Below are 18,631 nucleotides of genomic sequence, written 5' to 3'. Positions count from 1 at the left end.
GATGTGGACTCCGTGTGGCGTGCGGGTGGTGCCGGGTCGGCACGTGTCCCCACACGATAGCCGAGGCCCCGTCACGCGGCGTTTTCCGCCAGGATGGACGTGGACCGCGCGTCGCAGCGCGGACCGACACGACGAAGGGGGCCGAGGTCATGTCCGATTGGCAGACGCCTGGCGGTGGTCAGCAGGGGGCCGGGCAGCAGGGTGCCGGGCAGCAGGGCGCGTGGCAGGGACAGCCGGGAGGCCCGCCCCGCTCCTCCGCACCGCCGCCGCCCGCCCCGGGGCCGGGTCGACCCCCCGGCGGTCGTCCGCCGTCCGGCTCGCGTCCGGTGATCCCCCTGCGCCCGCTCGGCTTCGGTGACGTGCTCGGCGGCGCCTTCACGGTCTTCCGCCGGAACGCCCGCGTCCTGCTGCTCTGGAGCGTGCTGCTCAGCGGTGTGCTCGGGCTGCTCTCCACCCTCGTCAGCACGTTCGGCCAGCAGGCGCTGCAGTCGCGGATGATGACGGCGTTCGACGGCAGCGGTGGTGGCGACACGATCGTCGCGGGCTCGGTGACGCTGTGGATCCTGCTGACGATCGGCCTGCCGTTCCTGGCGTACCTCGGGCGCGGCTTCCTGGTCGCACCGGTCGCCGCGGACACCGGCCAGCGGGTGCTCGGCCGTCGCGCGACCTTCCGGGGTCTCTGGGCGTTGCTCGCCGGGCGGCGGTGGCCGGTCGTCGGGTGGATGTTCGTGCAGATCGGCGCGGGGCTCGTCGTCGGGATCATCGTCGCGGTGGTGTTCTTCGGGTTCTTCGCGGCGCTCGGTGCCGGGGACGCCGGCGCCGGGTGGTTCGTCCTGGCGGTCTTCGTGATGGTGCTCGGCTTCGGTGTCGTGCTGACGTGGCTCGGCATCCGGTTCGCCTTCACCGTGCCGACCATCGCGCTCGAGGGCCGACCGGTCTTCGCCGCCGCCGCGCAGTCGTGGCGGCTGACCCGCGGGGCGTTCTGGCGGACCTTCGGCATCCTGCTGCTCGTGCAGGTGATGTTCGGCGTCGCGGCCTCGATCGCCACGGCGCCGCTCACCATCGGGGCCGTGCTCGTCGGCGGGGTGTTCGACCCGCTCGGGCAGACCGACGCGTCCTCGGGCATCGGTGCGGGCGCCCTCGTCCTGATCGTCATCGGCAGTCTGCTCGCGATCGCGGTGCAGTGCGTCACCGACGTGCTGAGCGCGGCGGTCGTCACCTTCCTGACCATCGACCGGCGGATCCGGACCGAGGCCCTCGACCAGCGCATCGCGTCGCACCTCGACACCGGGCAGCCGGCCGACCCGTTCGCACCGTCCGCACCGGTCGCCCGACCGCCGTGGCCGCCGCAGCAGTGGGCCGGGCAGCAGCAGCCGTGGGCGCAGCAGCCGTGGGCCGGGCAGCCCCCGCAGGCGTGGCCCGGACAGCAGCAGGCGCAGCAGCCCTGGCCCGGACAGCAGCAACCGTGGCCGCAACACCCGCCGCAGCAGGGGCAGCACCGCCCGCCGGACGGGACCGCATGACCGCGGTCGACCCCGACGAGGCCCGCCGTCTGCTCGAACGCGAACTCGACCGGCCCGCGTACGACGGCGCCCACGTGACGTGGTGGGACCGCGCGTCACGGACGTTCCTGGACTGGCTCGGGTCCCTCCGCGCCGACGGGCTCGACTCCCCCGTCGCGGCACGCACGGCCCTGGTGATCGCGATCGTGGTGCTCGTCGCCGTCGTCGTGCTCGTCGTCGTGGCCCGCGGGATCCCGCGACGTCGTGCACGCAGCGGCGCGGACGACACCGGCGGAGTGTTCGACGACGACGACCTGCGCTCCGCCCGAGAACTGCTCGACGCCGCGCAGTCCGCGATCCGCCGGGGCGACTGGTCGGCCGCGGTCCTCGACGGCTTCCGTGCGACGGCCCGCGGCCTCGGCGAGCGCGACCTGGTCCCGGACGTCCCCGGGGCAACCGCACGCACCATCGCGGTGCGGGGTGCCGCGCCGTTCCCCGCCGAGGCCGCGGCGCTCGACGACGCGGCGACGGCCTTCGACGCCGTCCGCTACCTCGGGCTCGACGCCGACGAGGGCACCGCTCGCCGGGTCCTCGACACCGAGCGCGCCGTGCGCCAGGCTCGTCCGGCCAGGTCCTCGGGACCGGTGGTACCGGCATGACCGCCAGCACCGCCACCGCCGCTGCGCCGCGCACGGGTGCGCCGTCGGAGGACCAGCCAGAGGGCCGCCGGTTCCGGTTCGGCTTCTGGATCGCGATCGTGCTCGTCGGGCTCGTGCTCGCCGTGCTCACCGCCGTGGTGCAGGGCGCCGAGGGACCGGACCGCCGGCCGCTCGACCCCACCTCGACCACCGCGAGCGGATCGGCGGCGCTGGTCCGGGTCCTGGAGCAGCGTGGCACCTCCGTCCGGGTGACCGACCGTGCCGACGGGATCGACGGTGGCACGGTGTTCGTCGACGACTCCGACGGCGTCCTCGACCCAGGCGTCGCCGAGCGCCTCGCCCGGACCGCCGACCACGTGGTCCTGGTGGGCGTCGACTCCACGCCGTTCGCGTCGTTCGGCCTCGACGTCACCACGGCCACCGCGCCCGAGGGCGACGACACCGTGTCCACCGCGTCCTGCGCGATCCCGGCCGCGGCGTCGGCTGCGCGGGTGTCCACCGCCGGGTACGGCTACACGGTGGACGACCCCGACGCGGATCGCTGCGCGCCGTCCGGCAGCGGCGACGACCGAGCCTGGGGACTCGTCCGCACGGCGACGCCCGGCGGCGACGTCACCCTCGTCGGCACCACGTCGGCGTTCCGCAACGACACGATCACGACCGCCGGGAACGCCGCGCTCGCCCTCGGCCTGCTCGGCGCGGACGACCGGCTCACCTGGTACACGCCGACCGTCGGCGCGCCCGACGCCGCCCCGACCCTCGGCGAGCTCGCGCCGCCGTGGGTGCCGAGCGGCCTCGCGCTGCTCGCCCTGGTGGCCGTCGCCGCCGCGGTGTGGCGGGGCCGACGTCTCGGGCCGCTCGTCGTCGAGCGGATGCCCGTCGTGGTCCGCGCCGCCGAGACCACCGAGGGCCGTGCCCGGATGTACGCCCGCACCCACGACCGCACCCACGCCCTGGACACCCTCCGTGTCGCCGCGGTGCGCCGGATCGGCCGGCTGCTCGGACTCCCCCGGTCCGCGCACGTCGACGACGTCGTCCGCGCAGCGGCCCGCGCCACCGGCATCCCGCACGACCGCGTCGGCGCCGTCCTCGTCGGCGGTCCGACCTCCGACGACCGCGCCCTCGTCGACGGCACGAGGGCACTCGACGACCTCGAACGGGCCGTCCGACGATCCACCTCGGGCGACCGTCCCAGCACCGACCACGACCGACCAGGAGCACGACCGTGACCGACCTGCCAGCTGCCCCCGACCAGCACGTCCCCGCACCGGGCGACCGCGCCCCGCACGACCGGAACCAGCACGACCCCGGGCTCCGCGACGCCTTCGGGCGGGTCCGGGCCGAGGTCGCCAAGGCCGTCGTCGGGCAGGAGGGCGCGGTGTCCGGCATGATCGTCGGACTCCTGGCGCAGGGGCACGTGCTGCTCGAGGGCGTGCCCGGCGTCGCCAAGACCCTGCTCGTCCGCAGCCTGGCCGCCGCGATGTCCCTCGACACGAAGCGGATCCAGTTCACGCCGGACCTGATGCCCGGCGACGTGACCGGTTCGCTCGTGTACGACGCCTCCACCGGCACGTTCCCGTTCCGCGAGGGCCCCGTCTTCACGAACGTGCTGCTCGCCGACGAGGTGAACCGCACGCCCCCGAAGACCCAGTCCGCCCTGCTCGAGGCGATGGAGGAACGCCAGGTCAGCGTCGACGGCGACGCCCGGCTGCTGCCCGACCCGTTCTTCGTCGCCGCGACCATGAACCCGATCGAGTTCGAGGGCACGTACACGCTCCCCGAGGCGCAGCTCGACCGCTTCCTGGTGAAGCTGACGCTCGACATCCCGCCGCGCGACGTCGAGTGGCAGGTCCTCCGCCGGCACGCCGACGGCTTCGTGCCGCGGGACGTCCGGTCGGCGGGCATCACCCCGGTGGTCGGCGTCGACGAGGTCCTCGCCGCGCAGCGCGCCGTCCGGGCCGTCGGTGCTCGTGACGACGTGCTGGCGTACATCGTCGACCTCGCCCGCGCCACCCGTCAGGCACCGTCCGTCCGGGTCGGGGTCAGCCCTCGCGGTGCGACGGCCCTGCTCGCCGCCGCGAAGGCCTGGGCGTGGCTCACCGGCTACGACGCCATCACGCCCGACCACGTGCAGGCGATGGCCCTGCCGGTCTGGCAGCACCGGCTCCGGGTCGCCGCCGACGCCGAGCTCGAGGGCGTCGGCGCCGACGGGGTGCTCCAGCAGGTGCTCGAGCAGGTGCGGGTGCCGATCTAGTGGCGGTCTCCGGCCGGTTCGTCGCGCTGCTCGCCGTCGCCGTCGTGCCCACCGTGCTGCTCGCCAGCGGGTGGGCCGGCCTGGCGTGGGTCGTCGTCGTGCTGCTCGCCGCGGCCCTCGACGTCCTGCTCGCCGCCGACCTGGCACGCGTGCGGGTCGAACGGCGGATGCCGCGACTGGCCCGCCGGGACAGCACCGCCGACGGCACGCTCGTGCTCGCGAACGACGGCGGGCGGGTGCTCCGGGGCATCGTCCGCGACATGTGGGAGCCCTCGGCCGGACACCGGCCGCGCCGGGTCCGGATGACGGTGCCCGCGGGCGAACGACGGACCGCCCGCATGCGGTTCACCCCGTTCCGCCGCGGTCGACGCCGCACGGCCGGCGTCGCGGTCCGGGCGTTCGGTCCGCTCGGTCTCGCCGCCCGGCAGCGGGTCGTCACGGCGCCGGGCGAACTCGTCGTCACCCCGCCGTTCCGCTCGCGACGGCACCTGCCGTCACGGCTGGCCCGGTTGCGCGAACTCGACGGCGAGACCACCCTGCAGCTCCGCGGCCACGGCACCGAGTTCGACTCGCTGCGCGACTACGTCCGGGGCGACGACGTCCGCTCCATCGACTGGCGAGCGACCGCCCGACGGCAGGACCTCGTGGTCCGCACCTGGCGCCCGGAGCGCGACCGTCGGGTCGTGGTCGTCGTCGACGCCGGACGCGCCGGCGCCGGCAGGGTCGCGGACGAACCGCGCCTCGACACCTTCATCGAGTCCGCACTGCTCCTCGGTGCCCTGGCCGCGGCCGCCGGCGACCGGGTCGACCTGGCGGTCCTCGACGACACCGTCCACGACCGTGTGCACGGGGCGACCCGCACCGACGTGGTCCAGCGCTTCGGGGAGGCCCTCGCGATGGCGGAACCCGGGCTCGCCGCCACCGACTGGTCTGCCGTGCCGGCGCTCGTCGACTCGATCACGACCTCGCGGGCGCTCGTCGTGCTGGCGTCGAGCCTCGACTCGGTCGGTGCCTCCGGCGACCTGCTGGCGGTGCTGCCGCGGCTCACCCGGCGGCACGCCGTCGTGGTGACGAGCATCGAGGACCCGGCGGTGCAGCGGACCGCACGCGGCGGGGTGGACCCGGCCACGACGATCCGCACGGCGCGGGGCGGACGCGTGCCGGGCCTCCCGACCGGCGCGGAGCGCGACGTGTACCGGCGGGCCGCCGCCGAACGCACCCTGCTCGATGCCGACGGCGTCGCAGACGTCGCACGCCGGAGCGGCGCCGAGGTCGTCCGTGGCGCACCGGAGGACGTCCCACCGCTCGTGGCCGATGCCTACCTGCGCGCGAAGGCGACCGGCCGGCTCTGAAGCCGGACGGACCCTACCCGGCGACCAGGGCGGACGTGCCGCGCTCGAACTCGTCGAGGTCGCCGCGCTCCCCGGCCCGGTACGCGCGACCGCCGAGCACCCACTGGTACGCCAGGACCGCGGCGAGGGCGATCGTCCCGATGCCGATCTTGACCGGCCACGGCCAGTCCTGACGGGTGACGATGCCCTCGACCAGCCCGGACAGCAACAGCGTCAGCGTCAGACCGACCGCGATCGTGATGAGGCCACGGCCGTCCTCGGCGAGGGCCTGCGCGCGGTTCCGGTGCGGCCCCGGAGCGACCCACGACCAGAAGATCATCAGGCCCGCCCCGCCGGCGAGGAAGACCGAGTACAGCTCGAGCTGGCCGTGCGGGGCGATGTAGAGGAAGAAGTCGCCCAGGCGGCCCTGCGAGTGCATGATCGCCGCGGAGACCCCGAGCCCGACGGCGTTCTGCATGATCGAGAACGGCACGAAGACGCCCGTGATGCCGAACGCGACCATGGTGGCCGCGATGTAGGCGTTGTTCGTCCACACCTGCGCCGTGAACGCACCGAGACCATGGTCGGAGTAGTAGTCGACGAAGTCCTGCGTGGCGTACTGGCGGAGCGCCTCCGGCGTGCCGAAGGTCGCCGTCGCCCCCGGTGTCGTCATGATCCAGACGGCCACGATCGCGCCGATCGCGACGGTGGCCAGCGCCACCCAGATCGTCACCCAGCGGATCCGGTACAGCGCCGCGGGCAGCTGCCGGGTGAAGAACAGGGCGACCGCGGTGAGCGGGTCGACCGGGGTGCCGGTGAAGCGCAGGCGGGCGCGGTACAGGGTGAGGGACAGCCGGTCGCCGGTCGCGGTGCGGGGTGCGGCGCCGCGGATGCGGGCGAGGTCCGTCGCGGCGGCCTGGTAGCCGGAGACGAGCCGGTCGACGTCGGCACCGGTGGTGTGCCGAGCGCGCGCGAGACGGTCGAGCTCCTGCCACCGGTCGCGGTGCACCTCGGCGTAGGCGTCCAGGTCCACGTGTTCCCCCTCGTGTCGGCCGACTTCCGACAGAATGATCCCATGTCGAAGCCCCGCACGCCGCGCGACCTCGCCGACGCCCGATTCTCGCTCGCCCTGGACGAGACCGCCGACGAGCTCGTGGTCGGCGAGGCCGTCGCGCTCGACGTGCAGCCGGCCGGACTCGTCCTGCGGTTGGCGTCGGCGCTCCTCGACGGGGTGTGCCTACTCGTCCTGTACCTGCTGCTCATGTTCGGGGTGTCCCGGCTGTGGCCGAGCGGCCTCGACGAGGCGTGGGGCGCCGCACTGAGCATCGCCCTGTTCGTCGCCGTGCTCGTGCTGGTGCCGGCCGCCGTCGAGACGGTGACCCGGGGCCGCAGCGTCGGCCGGTACGCCGTCGGCACGCGGGTCGTCCGGGTCGACGGCGGTGCGATCGGGTTCCGGCACGCGTTCACCCGCGCGCTCGTCGGGCTGTTCGAGCTGTGGATGACGTTCGGGTCGGTGGCGCTGCTCGTGGCGTTGTTCGGCAGTCGTCCGCGGCGCCTCGGGGACCTGCTCGCCGGCACCGTCGTGCAGCACGAGCGGCTGCCGAAGCAGCGCGACCCCCAGGTGGTGCTGCCACCCGAGCTGACGGCCTGGGCCACGGTCGCGGATGTCTCGGCGCTGCCGCAGCGGCTCGAGAACCGGCTCGGCGCGTTCTTCCGCGGGGCCGCCGTGATGCGCCCCGAACTCCGGGAGTCCGCCGCCCGTGCGCTGGCCGCGGACGTCGCACCCTTCGCCCACCCGGTGCCGCCGGTGCCCGCCGAGGTGTTCCTCGCCGGGGCCGTCGTGCTGCGTCGTGGGCGGGACGTGCAGGCGCTGCGCTCCCGCGTCGGGTTGCTCACCGAGGCGGGCGCGTCGGCGTCGGCGCGGCCCCCGGGCTTCCCGCGCTAGCGCGCTGCGCCCCGCCTCAGTACCGGTAGTGCTCGGGCTTGAAGGGACCCTCGACCGGCACGCCGATGTACGCCGCCTGCTCCGGGCGCAGCGTCGTCAACTCGACCCCGAGGGCGCCGAGGTGCAGTCGCGCGACCTTCTCGTCCAGGTGCTTCGGCAGCACGTAGACCCCGGTCGGGTACTCGTCACGACGGGTGTGCAGCTCGATCTGCGCCAGGACCTGGTTCGTGAACGAGTTGCTCATCACGAACGACGGGTGCCCGGTGGCGTTGCCGAGGTTCATCAGCCGCCCCTCGGACAGCACCAGGATCGAGCGGCCGGTCGGCAGGCGCCACTCGTGCACCTGCGGCTTGATCTCGACCTTCTCCACACCCGGCAGGGACTCGAGCCCGGCCATGTCGATCTCGTTGTCGAAGTGGCCGACGTTGGCGACGATCGCCAGGTGCTTCAGCCCGAGCATCTCGTCGACGCCCACGACGCCGAGGTTGCCCGTGCACGTGATGACCATGTCGACGGTCTCGATGACATCGGCCAGACGGGCCACCTGGTAGCCGTCCATCGCGGCCTGCAGCGCGCAGATCGGGTCGACCTCGCTGACGATGACCCGGGCGCCCTGGCCACGCAGTGCCTCTGCCGCACCCTTGCCGACGTCGCCGTAGCCGACCACGAACGCGACCTTGCCGCCCATCAGGACGTCGGTCGCACGGTTCAGACCGTCGGGCAGGGAGTGGCGGATGCCGTACTTGTTGTCGAACTTCGACTTCGTCACGGAGTCGTTCACGTTGATCGCGGGGAACCGCAGCTGTCCGTTGCGCGACAGCTCGTACAGGCGGTGCACGCCCGTGGTGGTCTCCTCGGTGACGCCCTCGATGTCCGCGGCGATGCGAGTCCAGCGGTCGGACGACGTCTCGAGCGACGCCGCGACGGTGTCGAGGACGATCTTCCACTCGGCACTCGCGTCGGCACCGGCGACCGGCGCAGCACCAGCGGCTTCGGCGTCGGCTCCGGTGTGCACGAGCATGGTGGCGTCGCCGCCGTCGTCCAGGATCAGGTTCGGACCGGCCCAGTCGGCTCCGACGGCAGCGGCCTCGGCGGTCCAGTCGAAGATGCGGCTGGTGCACCACCAGTACTCCTCGAGCGTCTCGCCCTTCCACGCGAACACGGGGACGCCGGCTGGTGCGTCCGGCGTGCCGGTCGGGCCGACCGCGATCGCCGCGGCGGCTTCGTCCTGCGTGGAGAAGATGTTGCAGCTCGCCCACCGCACCTGCGCACCGAGGGCGACGAGCGTCTCGATCAGGACGGCCGTCTGCACCGTCATGTGCAGCGACCCGGCGATGCGCGCGCCGGCCAGCGGCTGCGACGCACCGAACTCCTCGCGCAGGGCCATCAGGCCCGGCATCTCGTTCTCGGCGAGGCGGATCTGGTGGCGGCCCGCCTCGGCGAGCGAGAGGTCGGCGACGCGGTACGGTGCTGCGGTCTGGGCTTCGGTGGGCATGCCCATCAGTCTTCCATGCCGGGAGGCGCGGGTCCCCAGCCGACGTCGGTCACGTTCCACGGGCCTCCCGTCCACCACCGCTGGTGCGTCGCGGACGCGAGCCGTCAGTCGGTCTCGCGCTGCAGCGGCTCGCGCCGCACCACCTGCCAGCCGCGCGGGACGCGCAGGCCGGCCGCGTGCCGGGCGCAGAGGTCGTAGCCGTGCGGTTCGACCCGCGTGGAGAGCGGCCCGACGACGACCATGGAGTCCCCGTAGTCGTAGGTCAGGGTCGCCGAAGCGCTCGCGGCGCACGCGACCTTGCTGCAGATCCTCACGTCCATGTCGTCAGGGAGCCTAGCGGAGCGAGCACGAGCGACCGGAGCGACCGGGAGTGACGACGGCACGCGTACGATGTGGGGATGCGTCGCAAGCCCCGCCTCGTCACTCCGGTCGACCGCGGTCGAGGCCGGTCCCGGCACGGACGCGGCGGGCGGTCGAGCGTGACCGGTCCCGAGCTCGCACCGATCACCACCCGCGCCGAGGCCTTCGACCGCATCGTCGGCGACAGTGCCCACTACCTGATCGGGCTCTGGCCCGACGAGCTGTCGGGCGTGGTGTTCCAGGTGGCCGACATGCCGACCGACGCCACCCTGCCCGACGCGATGCCCCGCTGGCGCATCGACCGCGACACCCTCAGGGTCACCGTGTTCCGGATCCCCGTCGAGCGGGTGAACCGCAGCCCCGAGAAGGACGACGCGGACCGGCGGATCATCATCGAGACGGCCGTGTTCCGCGCCGTCGGCGAGCTGATCGGCAAGGACCCGTGGGACCTGGCGCCGGACCGCTACCGCCACTGGTGACGGTGCGGCGCCCGGAGGCGCCGCACCGTCGTCACCGTCAGGGGTAGACGCGCACCGGCGTGGACACCTGGGTGGACGGTCGGACCGGGAACCCGGCGATGCCGTCGTCCCCGCGGTAGGTCACGCCCACCACGACCCCTTCGGCGCCGGAGATCGAGAGCTGCTTCGCGGTCTGCACGGGCATGGTGGCCGTGGCACCCGACAGCACCGTGATGGTGCGCTTCTCGTCGCCGGAGCGGATCGTGATCGCACGGTCCTCACGCGTCGGGTTCACGAAGTTCATGCGGACGCCCTCCCCCGGTGCCACCGCGGTGATGACCTGGTCACCCAGCGGCTCGGCCGAGGCGAACCAGCCGAGGTCGCTGTTGCCGTCGGCCGTCGGTGAGGTCGTGCGGGCACCGGCGACGACGGGCTGCGTCGACGTGACGGTGAACGAGTAGCGGCCGTCCGGGAAGTCGTCGAGCGCGACGTCGGTCACGACCCCGGGCTCGGCGGTGGCGTTCACGGTCGTGCCGCCGCCGTCCGCCGTGCTGATGCCGAGCGTGACGCGTGCCGACTCGGTACCGGGGACGAACAGCCGGACGACGGGGGCTGCGTCCGCCGTGTCGTCACCGCGCTGTGCCTCCTGCGCGCCGGCGAGCACGACGCCGGGGATGACCTGCGACCGCGAGGGAGCGGCGCCGCCGGAGACGATGTCGTAGCCACCGGGGGTCAGCGTGCGGACGACGGTCTCCTGCATGTGGGCGACGATCTGCCCGCCCGAGGACGACACGTGCACGACGGTGGATCCCTGGTCGGACACGAAGCCGGACAGCGGGACGACCTTCTGGGTGTTCGGGGCGACGACGATGCCGGTCGTGCCGGGGGCGCTGACCGTGCCGGTGCCGTCGTAGATCGCCAGGTCGACGGTGGCGTTCACGTCGGTCGGGTTCGACAGGGTGACGAGGCTGGTCCGCCCGGTCTCGGTCGAGCCGCCGACGAGCCAGGTCGACTGCGACGGGTCGTCGCACGACGCCGCGCCGGCACCGACCAGGTCGCCGCTGGAGACGCTCTGGTAGCTGCTGCCCGCGACCTGCGGTGTCGTGTCGCCCGCGGGGGCGGTGAGCAGGCGCGGGTCGCTGCCGCCGGTGGACGACGGGTCGAGCGAGGTCCGCTCGACGGTCGAACCGGTCGTCGCCGTGGCCACGGTCGCCGACCCGACGGTGCTCGCCTGGGTGGCGTCGTTGCCGGAGTCGTCGGACAGCCGCAGGGCACTTCCGGCGCAGACGCGCTCGGCGTCGGCGGGCACCGGGGTGACGGTCCGGCCGGCCGGGCGACCCGGTTCGGCCGCGGTGCCGTAGGCGTGCGCGGCCGTGACGGCGCCGGCAGCGACGACGACGGCGACCGCGGTCGCGGTGCCGCGGACGACCCAGCGTCGGACGGAGCGGGTGGTGGTGCTCATTCGTCGCGCTCCTCGTCGAAGGTGGTCGCGGGTTCCTCGGCCTCGATGACGTTCGAGGTGGCGCGGCGACGGCGCGGGGCCGTCGGCACGGCGAGCAGGGCGGCCGCCCCGAACACCACGCCGAGCACGACCAGGTACAGGACGTGCGTGGCACGGGCGGCGGCGGACCCGGTGGTGGTCCGGTCGACGTCGCCCTCGTAGTGGAACAGCTGGCCGTTCGTGGTCTCACCGATGCTCGTGAAGAGCGCGTTCTGCCCGATCGCGCCCGCGGCACGGTCGTGCACGGTCTGCGCCTCGGGGTCGTCACCGGCGTCGTCGAGCAGGACGAAGCTGATGCCGAGTTCCTGCAGTGCCGGCCGGGGGTCGTAGCCGCTGCGGCTCGCCAGGTTGCCGGCGAGTGTCGTGAGCCGGGCGCCGGACTCGCTCAACCGCAGGGCGGTGGCGTCGAGGGTCGACTGGTCGTCGAGGGTGGCACCCTGGCCGCGTTCGAGCGCGACCGCGAGCGACCCGTCGTCCTGCGGCACCACGACGAGCGTGCCGACGTCGGGGTTCGCCTGCGCCTCGGCGTTCACGTACGCGCTGAGCACCCGGCCGGTGGTCGGCTGGATGGCGGCGTTGCCGAGGTAGAACGCGGCGAAGGCGGGGGCCACCGCGACACCGGCGAGCACCGTCGCGACGAGTCCCGTGACCGGGGCGGCCTTGGGCAGCACGTCGATCCCGATGCAGGCAGCGACCACGATCGCGAGCCAGTACACCGACAGCCCGCTGCCCGGCCACACGATGGTGGTGGTCGACCCGACGCCGGTGACGGTCACGTGGGTGGCGGCGAACGCGGTGCCGAACCCGAGCAGTGCGACGACGAGCGCCGAGCCGGCGACGGCCCAGCGGTGTCCGAGCATCGCGCCGATCGCCGCGGCGGCGATCGGGACGGCCAGGACGGCCATCACGATCGGCAGCCACGTGCCGACGGCTGCGAGTCCGGACGTGGCGGGCAGCCACCCGCTCCAGTCCGGCAGCGGCTGACCGATGGCCAGCTGCAGCGCGGACGGTGCGCGCGTGGCGGACGGGACGCCGGGGTCCGCGAAGACGGCGAGGACGTTGCCGCGCGCGACCTGGGCGAGGACGAGCGGCAGGAAGAGCACGGCGGTCGGCACCGGGATGAAGGCCCGACGGTGTGCACGGCGCCACCCGACGACGAGCGCGACGAGCCACCCGATCAGCAGGACCGGCAGCAACGACGGCGCCGAGGCCGCCACGACCGCGAACAGCAGCGAGGCACCAGAGGCCCAGGCCCACGAGCGGTGCGCCTCGAGCACGGCGACGAACAGCCACGGCAGCACCAGGTGCGCGATGACGGCGCCGAGGTGGCCGGTCGTGACCGCGCCGACGAGCGAGGGCGCGATGGCGTACAGCGCGGCACCGATCACCGGCACCCACTTGCGCGTGGTGACCTTGCGGACCGCGAACCAGGCGCCGAGGGCGGAGACCGGGAACGCGACGAGCATCACGAGCACGACGGACGTCGAGGGCGACCAGAACACGATCGACCCGAGGACCGCCAGCACGGCGGCGAACGGGTCGGACGGACCGGTGAACCCGGTGCCGAGCGAGTGCCAGCCGTACCCGACGTTCTGCCAGAGCTGCCCGACGCTCGTGCTGAGGGGCAGCAGGCCACCGCCGCTCAGCGCCGGTGAGCCGAGCAGGGGGTAGAGCGTGACGACGCTCAGGACGGCCGCGGCCAGCACGACCCAGATCCCGCCGTCGCCGAGGAACGACGCCCGCGCGATCGGGGCGTCCTCGACCCGGGCGAGTTCGACGTCGCGCGAGGTGGTGCGGTGCTCGTGCACCCGACGCCAGCTGACCCGGAGCGGTTCGACGGCGGCCCAACCGAGCTTCTTCGTGCGGGCGAGGTTCCTGCGCGCCCGACCGGTGCCTCCGGCGAAGGCCACCGCGAACGCCGCGGCGAGCTCGGGGACGACGGCCGCGGGGTGCTTGGCGACGAGGTGGCCGATCGCCCGGCCGAGTGCGAAGGGGACGAGGGTGAGCCAGTGCAGCCAGAGCAGTCCGCCCGGCGCGTAGGTCATCCGGCGGTGCAGCTGCGCCTGCCGGTGCATGCGGACACGGCGGGCCTCGGAGACGCGCTTGCGGCCGAACTCCTCGACCGGACCGGCGGTGGTGACCTTCGCCTCGGGGACCAGGGCGACGCGGTGCCCGGCCAGGCGCACCCGGACGCAGAAGTCGAGGGCGGCGTCGACGTCGGGCAGCGCCGGGTCGAAGCCGGCGAGCTCGGTCCACACCGAGCGGCGCACGAGCATGCCGCCGGCGGCGACGCCGAGCACGTCGGTGTGCCGGTCGTGCTGGCCCTGGTCGAGCTCGTCCTGCACGAGACCGATCGATCGGCCGAAGCGCGTCATGCTCTCGCCGAACGCGCGGATGAGCGAGGGGTCGTCGTCGGCGACGAGCTTCGGGCCGGCCACGACCACGGACGGCGCGATCTCGACGGCGGAGAGCAGGTCGGCGAGTGCGGTCGGCGACGGCGCGTTGTCGTGCCCGAGCAGCCACAGCCACTCGTCGACGGGCTCGTCCACGACGGCGGGCGGGGCCTCGCGCTCCCCGCGGGCGACGGCCTCGCCGAAGGGGCGTCCGGCCGGCAGGCGCAGGAGCTCGGCGGACCCGCCGAAGGACAGGCCGGCGGTGGAGCCGTCGGTCGATCCGACGTCGACGACCACCAGGTTCTCGGGGTGGCGGGTCTGGGCCGCGAGTGCGTCCAGGGTCCGGTCGAGGTGGGCCGCTCCGTTGGCGGCGACGAGGATCGCGGTGACTCTGGGCTGCATGACGGGCGTCACTCTACGGTCTGGAGGCACGGCGTCCGCTGCGGACGGCGGCGCGCCGTGAACCTGTGGGCGCGCTCACCGCTCGGTGCGGGACCGTCAGGCGCGCTTCCGCAACTTGCGACGCTCGCGCTCCGACAGGCCGCCCCAGATGCCGAAGCGTTCGTCGTTCTCCAGCGCGTACTCGAGGCACTGCGCCCGGACCTCGCACGACGTGCAGATCTTCTTCGCTTCGCGCGTGGAGCCGCCCTTCTCGGGGAAGAACGCCTCCGGGTCGGTCTGTGCGCACAGCGAGTCGACCTGCCACGCGAGCGGGTTCTCCTCGTCGTCCGTCTCCGGCCGTCGAACACCCGGGACGCCGAGCGCCACGGGGTCGACGTGCCAGTCCTCCGGAACTCCGGCGTGGAAGTCGGAACCGTTCACCCTGATCACCCCTGACGTCTCGATAACGGGACCACAACGATTGAAGTCGTTGCCTGTAATTACAGCGGTGTCATTCGCCTGAGTCAAGTCGCGGATCATAGAAGGCACTGACCGCTTCGGCGTGTCATGTCCCCCGTCTGGGCGTGTCGCGCCCGGTCTGTCGGGGTTTCGGGGGACAACTGACACGTCCTCAGCCGCTACGAGGCGCTGCGGCGGGCCTCCCACGCACTCGTGACCATCTCGTCCAGGGTGTGGCGCATCGCCCAGTCGAGGTCGCGCGTGGCGGCCTCGCCGGTGGCCACGATGCGCGCCGGGTCGCCGGGGCGGCGGGGCGCGATCTCCGGGTCGAAGGCGATCCCGGTGCCCTTCGCCATGGCGTCCATGATCTGCCGGACGCTCACACCGTCGCCGCTGCCGAGGTTGTACGCCTGTTCGAGCGACTCCCCCGCCTCGAGCTTCTGCGCCGCGACGGCGTGCGAGTGCGCGAGGTCGGCGACGTGGATGTAGTCACGGACGCAGGTGCCGTCCTCGGTGGCGTAGTCGTCGCCGTTGATGCGCGGCGTGCGGCCGGCCAGCAGGGCGTCGAACACGAGCGGGAACAGGTTGTGCGGGCTGGCGTCGTACAGGTCGGGTTCGCCGGAGCCGACGACGTTGAAGTAGCGGAGCGAGGTCGTCGTGAAGCCCGCGGCGACCTCCATGTCCCGCAGCAGCCACTCGCCGATGAGCTTCGACTCGCCGTACGGAGACTCTGGTGCCTTCGGGGTCGACTCCACGACGACGTCGACGTCCGGGGTGCCGTAGACCGCGGCGCTCGACGAGAAGACGGCCTTCGTGACGCCGTTCTCGGCCATCGCACGGAGCAGCGTCGCCATGCCGGTGACGTTCTGCTCGTAGGTGTGCAGTGGACGCTCGACCGAGACGCCGGCGTACTTGAAGCCCGCGACGTGCACCACGCCGGTGACGTCGTGCTCGCGCAGGGTGCGGGCGACCAGCTCGCCGTCCAGGATCGTGCCCTCGACGAACGGCACGTCGTCCGGCACGAACGCGCGGAAACCGCTCGAGAGGTCGTCGAACGCGACCGTGTCGATGCCGGCCGAGCGCAGTGCTCGGACGACGTGGGACCCGATGTACCCGGCACCGCCGGTGACCAGCCAACTCATGGTCGCCACGCTAGCGGACGGACGGTGCACCCCGGTCGCGGTGTGCGGGACCGCGCCAGCGGGTGCGGCTCCGCGCTACCGGCCGGTCGCGATGAAGACCGTGGACGTCACGCCGTTCGACGAGTCGGCCTCGACCGTGACGTCGCCCTCGTCCGGTGTGATGAAGCAGGACTCGCCCTTGCGGAGCAACGTGGCGGACCTCGCGCCGACGAGCGTCACGACACCCTCGGTGCAGATCGCGATCGACGGGCCGGCCAGCGGAGCCACCCCGCCGGTGCTCAGGCCGACCGGTCGTCCGTCGCCGTCGACCCGCAGCAGCGCGAACCCGACGCCCTCTGGTGCGAAGCGGTCCACGCCGGGGGCCAGGCGCTCGGGCTCGAGGACCGGTGCCGGGTAGGCCGTGAAGTCGAGCACGTGCAGGAGTTCGGGGACGTCGACGTGCTTCGGCGTCAGTCCCCCGCGCAGCACGTTGTCGGACGGCGCCATCAGCTCGATGCCGAGGCCGTCCAGGTAGGCGTGGATGTTGCCGGCGGGCAGGTACATCGCCTGTCCCGCGGTGAGCGTCACCCGGTGCATGAGCAGGGAGACGACGATGCCGGGGTCGCCCGGCCAGCTCGTCGCCAGGTCGCGGACCGTCGCCGTGTTCGGGGTGACCAGGTCGTCGTCGAGGGCGACGGCGAGGTCGCTCGCGGCCTGCACGACGGCGAGCGCGGAGTCGTCGGCCGTCTCGAGCCACCGCACGGTGTCCTCGAGGCCGTGCTGCAGGTGCACCTCGAGCGGGCCGAGCCGACCGCTGCCGGCGTCGAGCACGCGGACCTCGGCCAGGGTCTCCTCGACCGGCCGGAAGCCGCTCAGGGCCTCGAACCGCTCGCTCAGCGCGACGACGAGCTCGGGCTTCGGGAACGGGTCCTTGTAGTTGCGCGCCGGGTCGTCGATCGCGATGCCCTCGCGCTCCTCGCGCGCGAAGCCAGCCTCGGCCTGCTCCGGCGTCGGGTGCGCCTGCAGCGACAGGGGCGCCGCCGCTGCGAGCACCTTCAGCAGGAACGGCAGGCCGGTGCGGTCGCCGCCCAGGGCGTCCTGCGGCTCGGCGGCGATCCAGTCGAGCAGTGTGTCGGCACCGCCGACCATCGCCGGGTTGACGACCACGCTCGGGCTGCCCGGGTGGGCGCCGAGCCAGAGCTCTGCCTGCGGGGCGCCGGTGACGGTGCGACCGAGGAGCTCCGGGATCGCGGTGACCGAGCCCCAGGCGTAGTCGCGGGGGGTGTTCGTGATGCCGAGGAACATGGGCGAGAGCCTACCGGCGGGATCCGGGGACTCCGGTGGCCCGCTGCCGCCGGTAGCCTGACGTCGTGACGAACACCTGGCCGCTGGCACGCGGGACCGTACCCGAGCGCGAGGCGTTCGCCTTCGGTGCGACCACGATCTTCGTGCTGTTCGCCGGGGACGCCGTCCCGAACACCCTCACCTGGGTCGGAGCAGGCGTCCTGTGGGCGCTCGTCGCCGCCTGGGGCATCACGATCCTGGTCCGGGCGAGGCCGCCGCTCGTGCGCTCCCCCTGGCCGCTCTGGGCCTTCCTGGGGTGGTGCCTGCTGTCCGCCGTCTGGTCGCACTGGCGGTTCGCCACGATCTCGAGCCTGACCGTACAGGTGATCTGCGCTGCCGTGGCCTTCACGATCGCGTCCACCCTGACCTGGCGCCGGATCCTCGACGCGCTCAGCCTCGCGCTCCGCTGGGTGCTGCTGCTCTCGATCCTGTTCGAGGCCGTCGTCGCGGTGTTCGTGCGGCACCCCATCGCGCCGATCTGGACCGACTACGGCGACGCCGACATCCCGGACGCCTTCTACTTCTCACGCGCCGAGCTCTTCACCGGTGGCCGCATCCAGGGCCTGCCGGGCAACGCGAACCTGCTGGCGATGGTCGCGCTGCTCGTCGCGATCGTCGTCGTGCTGCAGCTCGCCGAGGGTCGGATGCACCGGCAGCGGGCCACCGGCTGGCTCGTGGTCGCCGTCCTCGGGTTCGTCCTGACCCGCTCCTCCACGGTCATCGCGGCCTCGCTGGTCGTCGCCGTCGTCGCCCTGGTCGCCGTGTGGATGCGCCGGGTCCCGACCGTGCGACGCACCCCGCGCTACCTGCTGCTCGCGGTCGGCGCGGTCGTCGTCGCCGGCGCGGCGTTCGTGCTGCGCGGCCCGGTCTCGGAGCTGCTCGGCAAGGGATCGGACGCGACCGGCCGCGGCGAGATCTGGGCGAAGGTGCTCGGTCTGATCGACCAGCACGCCGTCGTCGGCTGGGGCTGGATCGGCTACTGGTGGCCCGGCATCCCCACCCTGGCCGACCTGGCGCACCGCAAGGGCGTCACGTACCTGCAGGCACACGACGCCTACCTCGACGTGTGGATGCAGACCGGCATCATCGGCCTCGTCCTGTTCCTGCTGTACGTCGTCACGACGCTGTCGCGCTCGTGGGCGTGCGCGACCCGGATCGGCTACGACGCCGCACTCCGTCCGCGCACGTTCGACCCGGTGTCGCTCCTGCCGCTGCTCGTCGTCGTCGCGCTGCTCGTGCAGTCCGTCGCGGAGTCGCGGCTGCTCTACCAGGGGAACTGGGTGCTCTTCGCGCTCATCGCCATCAAGACCCGGATCGTCCTGACCGGCGAGGAACCGACGTCGACCGGCGACGGCCCGCGCACCCCGCCCGCGAAGCGCGAGTTCCGCTGGGCCACCACGCGCTGATCGTCAGCTGCCCGCAGTCAGC

Annotated in this window: 16 protein-coding genes; 8 read left to right on the top strand and 8 right to left on the bottom strand. The window is 73.5% G+C overall.

Annotation, left to right across the window (positions count from 1 at the left end; all coding sequences use genetic code 11):
* Positions 1-326: 326 nt before the first annotated feature.
* The 5 genes from EDF53_RS03650 to EDF53_RS03630 are packed head-to-tail and all read left to right on the top strand — an operon-like array spanning position 327 to position 5,767.
* Positions 327-1,523, top strand: a complete 1,197-nt coding sequence (locus EDF53_RS03650; RefSeq protein ID WP_165918802.1) for a glycerophosphoryl diester phosphodiesterase membrane domain-containing protein — start codon at positions 327-329, stop codon at positions 1,521-1,523.
* Positions 1,520-2,161, top strand: coding sequence for a DUF4129 domain-containing protein (locus tag EDF53_RS03645; RefSeq protein WP_123292244.1), 642 nt, complete (start codon positions 1,520-1,522; stop codon positions 2,159-2,161). The genes EDF53_RS03650 and EDF53_RS03645 overlap by 4 nt, the downstream gene beginning before the upstream one ends.
* Positions 2,158-3,390 carry a DUF4350 domain-containing protein gene (locus EDF53_RS03640; RefSeq protein WP_123292243.1) on the top strand — a complete coding sequence of 411 codons (1,233 nt, stop codon included), beginning with the start codon at positions 2,158-2,160 and terminating at the stop codon, positions 3,388-3,390. The genes EDF53_RS03645 and EDF53_RS03640 overlap by 4 nt, the downstream gene beginning before the upstream one ends.
* Complete coding sequence (locus EDF53_RS03635) at positions 3,387-4,415, top strand: MoxR family ATPase (protein WP_123292242.1); 1,029 nt, start codon at positions 3,387-3,389, stop codon at positions 4,413-4,415. Before EDF53_RS03640 ends, EDF53_RS03635 begins: the two co-directional genes overlap by 4 nt.
* Entirely contained in the window at positions 4,415-5,767 is a 1,353-nt protein-coding gene (locus tag EDF53_RS03630) for a DUF58 domain-containing protein (protein ID WP_123292241.1), read from the top strand. Before EDF53_RS03635 ends, EDF53_RS03630 begins: the two co-directional genes overlap by 1 nt.
* Before the next feature lie 13 nt (positions 5,768-5,780).
* On the opposite strand, the gene EDF53_RS03625 is transcribed toward EDF53_RS03630, so the two are convergent.
* Entirely contained in the window at positions 5,781-6,779 is a 999-nt protein-coding gene (locus EDF53_RS03625; RefSeq protein ID WP_123292240.1) for a stage II sporulation protein M, read from the bottom strand.
* Between the two features lie 42 nt (positions 6,780-6,821).
* On the opposite strand from EDF53_RS03625, the gene EDF53_RS03620 reads away from it, so the two are divergent.
* A complete protein-coding gene (locus EDF53_RS03620) occupies positions 6,822-7,691 on the top strand; it encodes an RDD family protein (RefSeq protein WP_148058257.1) in 870 nt (289 codons plus the stop codon).
* A 16-nt stretch (positions 7,692-7,707) separates the two neighbouring features.
* Here EDF53_RS03620 and ahcY read toward each other — a convergent pair whose 3' ends face one another.
* Both ahcY and EDF53_RS03610 read right to left on the bottom strand, forming a co-directional pair.
* A complete protein-coding gene (gene ahcY / locus EDF53_RS03615) occupies positions 7,708-9,186 on the bottom strand; it encodes an adenosylhomocysteinase (RefSeq protein ID WP_111086022.1) in 1,479 nt (492 codons plus the stop codon).
* Between the two features lie 104 nt (positions 9,187-9,290).
* Complete coding sequence (locus EDF53_RS03610) at positions 9,291-9,506, bottom strand: DUF3499 family protein (RefSeq protein WP_111085977.1); 216 nt, start codon at positions 9,504-9,506, stop codon at positions 9,291-9,293.
* Between the two features lie 78 nt (positions 9,507-9,584).
* On the opposite strand from EDF53_RS03610, the gene EDF53_RS03605 reads away from it, so the two are divergent.
* Positions 9,585-10,025, top strand: coding sequence for a metallopeptidase family protein (locus EDF53_RS03605; protein ID WP_123292238.1), 441 nt, complete (start codon positions 9,585-9,587; stop codon positions 10,023-10,025).
* A 37-nt stretch (positions 10,026-10,062) separates the two neighbouring features.
* Here EDF53_RS03605 and EDF53_RS03600 read toward each other — a convergent pair whose 3' ends face one another.
* From EDF53_RS03600 to manA, 5 genes are all read right to left on the bottom strand, one after another.
* Positions 10,063-11,466, bottom strand: coding sequence for a DUF5719 family protein (locus tag EDF53_RS03600; RefSeq protein ID WP_123292237.1), 1,404 nt, complete (start codon positions 11,464-11,466; stop codon positions 10,063-10,065).
* Complete coding sequence (locus EDF53_RS03595) at positions 11,463-14,300, bottom strand: glycosyltransferase family 2 protein (RefSeq protein WP_123292236.1); 2,838 nt, start codon at positions 14,298-14,300, stop codon at positions 11,463-11,465. The genes EDF53_RS03600 and EDF53_RS03595 overlap by 4 nt, the downstream gene beginning before the upstream one ends.
* A gap of 96 nt (positions 14,301-14,396) precedes the next feature.
* The gene (locus tag EDF53_RS03590; protein ID WP_374114433.1) at positions 14,397-14,729 is read right to left on the bottom strand and encodes a WhiB family transcriptional regulator; all 333 of its coding nucleotides are present in this window, start codon (positions 14,727-14,729) and stop codon (positions 14,397-14,399) included.
* Between the two features lie 188 nt (positions 14,730-14,917).
* Positions 14,918-15,880 carry a UDP-glucose 4-epimerase GalE gene (gene galE / locus EDF53_RS03585; RefSeq protein WP_123292353.1) on the bottom strand — a complete coding sequence of 321 codons (963 nt, stop codon included), beginning with the start codon at positions 15,878-15,880 and terminating at the stop codon, positions 14,918-14,920.
* 75 nt (positions 15,881-15,955) lie between these two features.
* Complete coding sequence (gene manA / locus EDF53_RS03580; RefSeq protein WP_123292235.1) at positions 15,956-17,164, bottom strand: mannose-6-phosphate isomerase, class I; 1,209 nt, start codon at positions 17,162-17,164, stop codon at positions 15,956-15,958.
* A 65-nt stretch (positions 17,165-17,229) separates the two neighbouring features.
* On the opposite strand from manA, the gene EDF53_RS03575 reads away from it, so the two are divergent.
* A complete protein-coding gene (locus tag EDF53_RS03575; protein ID WP_123292234.1) occupies positions 17,230-18,609 on the top strand; it encodes an O-antigen ligase in 1,380 nt (459 codons plus the stop codon).
* Positions 18,610-18,631 lie beyond the last annotated feature (22 nt).

Origin of the sequence: Curtobacterium sp. PhB78 (assembly GCF_003751685.1) — a bacterium.
Taxonomy (GTDB): domain Bacteria; phylum Actinomycetota; class Actinomycetes; order Actinomycetales; family Microbacteriaceae; genus Curtobacterium.
This window is presented reverse-complemented; position numbering and strand designations above follow the sequence as displayed.